A 3,788-nucleotide genomic window follows, 5' to 3' on the forward strand; every position below is an offset into this window, starting at 1 on the left:
TCGGAAATCCTGCTCCTCCAGCTCCTATAATACCTGCATCTTTAATCTTTTTTAGCAAATCCATCTATTACACCTCTCTTCCCTCTAAAGTGTTGCAATATTTATATTACTATTATGACATTATACTTCATTTTCTGAGTTCAGTAAAGAAATTTACAACTGTTAATCCTTTACTTATATTGGTGCCATAAATATTATAAATATCACACAACCTTTATCTGCAAATACAATGGGTACATACAATAAAGAGCACTTTTAAAAAATAAAGTAATATATATTCTAATCATACATAATGTCATTTGAGAATATATTTACTAAAATCAACTACATAAAATATTATTTTGAAAAGGATGCATTAAATCAAACTTTCGTTCCACTCAACGGAATCTACAATTCCTACAATTGAAGCATCTGTGGGTATATCTATAGTATTACTTGCTTTTCTTGCTCCGCTTCCTGTAACCACAATAACAATTTCGTTAATTCCAGCACCTACTGTATCTATAGCAACCATAGGTTCAGTTTGTATGATATTTTCTTTTTCATCTAGTTTTTTAACTATTAGAAGTTTATTTCCTATGAGTTTTTCATGCTTCTGAGTAGAAACAACGTTTCCCACTACTTTAGCTAAAAACATACTTATTCTCCTTTTCTTAAAGTTTTTCAGCTACTAACAATACCTTACAGTTATATCATTATTTTTTATATAATCTTTTGCTAAAGGAGTTATTAAAGCACCTTCTTTTACATTAATTTCTTTACAGCCGTGAGCATCTTGCATGATATCTTTCATTGTTATAATTCCAGATAACATCCTTTTATCTTCAATCACTTTTGGTTCACTTGAACCTGTATTTGAAGATACTTTTGGAATCTCACAAGCTATTGGTGTGTCTTTTACCTTTTCTACCTTTTCTACAATATTATTTGTTTGTTCTTGTACAGTATTGTTTACTGGTTTTATATTAGCTAATCTGCTATTTATTTGCTTTTCCACTATAGCACTAATTAAATCTTCCATGCTCTCTTTATTCACAGGCTGACTTTTTTCCTCACCATGTACCGTTCTGTGGTTTATGAGAACACATTTTTCTTCTATTGCTTTTTTCAAATTATTTCCTTCTACAAAATTAATTCCTAAACTACTCAAAGTATTCTTGTAATTCAATATAAATTTATTATATGCTTTATTTTTATTAAGCCCTAAAGACACATTCGTAGGATTTTCCGGATCAAAACTGTCTGTTACTGCAATTATTTCTTTATCCATCATAAGCGCCTCTGCTATACCTGTGGTAACTAAATTGTCCTGTATCCCAACTGCACACTTAGACAACGTGTTTCTAGTCATTACAGGTATTACTATTAAGTCATCTGCCTTTAAAGCACCCGTCAATTCTTCTTTAGATTCTATCATCTTTCCTTTCAAACTACTAATGTAATTTTGTGGAATAACATCTTTGGCATTTTCTGTCATAACTATATCGTATTTTATAATACCCATGGAAGAAAGAGATTCAAATATTTCTTTTAAATTGACTTCTCCTCCAGATATAAACAAAAGTGCTCTTTTATTTAACATATTTACAATTTGAGTAACTATAGGCCTTAGTAAATCTTGAATATCCATTTACTCACCTCACTTATTTTTAAGTCACTTAACCTCTAGCCATATCTTACAGAATACTTCCTAACTGAATTTAGTATCATTCATAGCAATTCCCATAGGTGTTACCAAAAGTGGATCGTGTGGCTTAATAGTTTTTATACCTGTATACTTTTCAAATATTTTTTCTATATCTTTCAGATAACAGGTTCCTCCAACAAGGTAAATTTCATTTACATTAAATCCTTTAATGTGCTGAACAACTATATCTGCCATTTTTTCTACTACTGGTCTTACCAATGTAAATACTCTATTATAATTCTTTATATCAACTTTATATTTTTCTGCTGCTTCATAATCCATTTGAAGTGCTCCAGCTACAACTAAACTCAAATGATGTCCCCCTGTAGGTTCATCTGCTGAATACACTACTTCTCCATCTTGCAATATGGATATTCCTGTAGTTCCGCCACCTACGTCTACCACTGCACCATTTTTTATTTTCAGAACTTCAGAGGCTGCAGTTGGTTCATCCACTACATTACTTACTTGAAATTCTGCTGCTTCTACCACGTTTTGAATAACCTTTGTATTTCCTGTACTTATTCCTGGAGGTATAGCTGTAGCAGCATACAATAATTCTCTATTTAAAGTACCCTCTAATTTACCCTTTAATTTTCTAAGTATAGTTACAGCATTAAGATATTCAACAACTATGCCATCTCTAACTACATTTGCAGAAAATAATTCTCCTGCCACTGGCTTATTGTTCTCATCTAATACTGCTACAACAATATTAGATGTACCCAAATCTACTCCAACCTTTAATTTATCATCTTTTCCCACTGCCCTAGGCCTTTTCATAACTTTTTCCATATCCATTATGAATGCATTAGCATCATCTAATATACTTTTCTTAGCTGGTTTTTTAGGTACACTTTTTCCTTTCGAATCCTGTTTTGGTGCTTCTTCTGAAACTTCTTTCGGAGTTTCTTTAGGCACATCCTGTTTTGAAGATTTCTTAGGTGGATCATTCACTCCTAATAAAATTCTTGAAAGCTTTCTTGCCATATCATCACCTGCTTATTTTAATATTCTAACTAAAGCATCATTTTTTATTTCACACGCATTAGCTTCATCTGTGTCTATATGGAATTCTAAAGCGGAGGTATCAGTTACTCTAACTAAAACATTTTTGAAAATAACTCCTTTATCTCCCATAGTTTCTACCTTTACTAACTCTCCATCTTTTACATTATAAACCTTTGCCTGTTCTGGTAACATATGAACATGTCTGTTAGCACATATAACTCCATTCTTTAAAATTATTGATCCCTTAGGTCCAATAACAGAAAGAGTTGCTGAGTTATCTAAATCTCCGGAATTTCTAACTGGTGCTTTTATACCAAGAGTACGTGAATCTGTTCTAGATATTTCAATCTGACTATAGCTTCTTATAGGTCCTAAAATTCTTACTTTAGGGAAAATAGCTTTTGGTCCTGCAACGGCAACAGTTTCATTTGCTGCAAACTGTCCTGGCTGCTTTACCGAACCTTTAACTGTCAGTTCATATCCTTCGCCAAACAAACATTCCAAGTGCTCTTTAGTTAAATGTATATGCCTATTTGATATGCCTACAGGTATAGAAAATCCATCCTTGTCAATTTCAGCCTTAGGTTCAGGTTTATTTCCAGTTACAATTTTAGTTACTATATCTTGTATTAATTTTTCATTTATTTCTACCATAATTCATCACTTTCCCATCTTTTTATAATGAAGGCATAAATGCCTTGGCTGTCCTTTTCTCCTAGGGCATGCAGGATCACGACATATATTACATATTTCATTATCCTTAGCATTCTTTTTCGAAGAAACATGATTTCCTGTTTTACCTTTATCTTTTTTAACAGCTGCTTCTACATCTTTTTCTTCTGTTTCCTCATTTGGATTACTATTATTTGGCTCTGTGCTTTCCTTAAGAGTCAAACCTTCTTCTGACTCTATATCTTTTTCAGGAGTTGAATCTTTTTCCTCTTCCACTTCTATGTCTTTCTCAAGAGCTAAATCTTCTGGTTTTTCAGCTTCCTCTGGAACTGATTCTTCTTTTGGCTCTTCAGTTTCTTCTGAAACTGATTCTTCCTTTATCTCCTCAGTTTCTTCTGGAACTGGTTCTTCCTTTGCC

The 3,788-nt window shown here is 32.5% G+C and carries 4 protein-coding genes and 1 pseudogene; all 5 read right to left on the minus strand.

Translation table 11 applies throughout. From position 1 onward, the window contains the following. Positions 1–355: 355 nt before the first annotated feature. Positions 356–637 (minus strand): EutN/CcmL family microcompartment protein, encoded by a 282-nt coding sequence (locus V7Q02_RS14865; protein ID WP_011989415.1) that lies wholly within the window; start codon positions 635–637, stop codon positions 356–358. A 33-nt stretch (positions 638–670) separates the two neighbouring features. Next, entirely contained in the window at positions 671–1,630 is a 960-nt protein-coding gene (locus V7Q02_RS14870; protein WP_333861875.1) for a flavoprotein, read from the minus strand. 60 nt (positions 1,631–1,690) lie between these two features. Next, complete coding sequence (eutJ, locus tag V7Q02_RS14875) at positions 1,691–2,677, minus strand: ethanolamine utilization protein EutJ (RefSeq protein WP_333861876.1); 987 nt, start codon at positions 2,675–2,677, stop codon at positions 1,691–1,693. A 12-nt stretch (positions 2,678–2,689) separates the two neighbouring features. Further along, positions 2,690–3,352: a phosphate propanoyltransferase gene (locus V7Q02_RS14880; protein ID WP_333861877.1), complete on the minus strand. Its 663-nt coding sequence runs from the start codon at positions 3,350–3,352 to the stop codon at positions 2,690–2,692. A gap of 6 nt (positions 3,353–3,358) precedes the next feature. Further along, positions 3,359–3,788 (minus strand): annotated as a pseudogene (locus V7Q02_RS14885) (BMC domain-containing protein); the annotation flags it as partial.

The organism is Clostridium sp. (genome assembly GCF_036781005.1).
Taxonomy (GTDB): domain Bacteria; phylum Bacillota; class Clostridia; order Clostridiales; family Clostridiaceae; genus Clostridium_B.

Bases quoted from the DNA above. Each gene is read 5' to 3' on its own strand.
- V7Q02_RS14865 (WP_011989415.1), bottom strand. From the start codon at position 637: ATGTTTTTAGCTAAAGTAGTGGGAAACGTTGTTTCTACTCAGAAGCAT.
- V7Q02_RS14870 (WP_333861875.1), bottom strand. From the start codon at position 1,630: ATGGATATTCAAGATTTACTAAGGCCTATAGTTACTCAAATTGTAAAT.
- eutJ (WP_333861876.1), bottom strand. From the start codon at position 2,677: ATGGCAAGAAAGCTTTCAAGAATTTTATTAGGAGTGAATGATCCACCT.
- V7Q02_RS14880 (WP_333861877.1), bottom strand. From the start codon at position 3,352: ATGGTAGAAATAAATGAAAAATTAATACAAGATATAGTAACTAAAATT.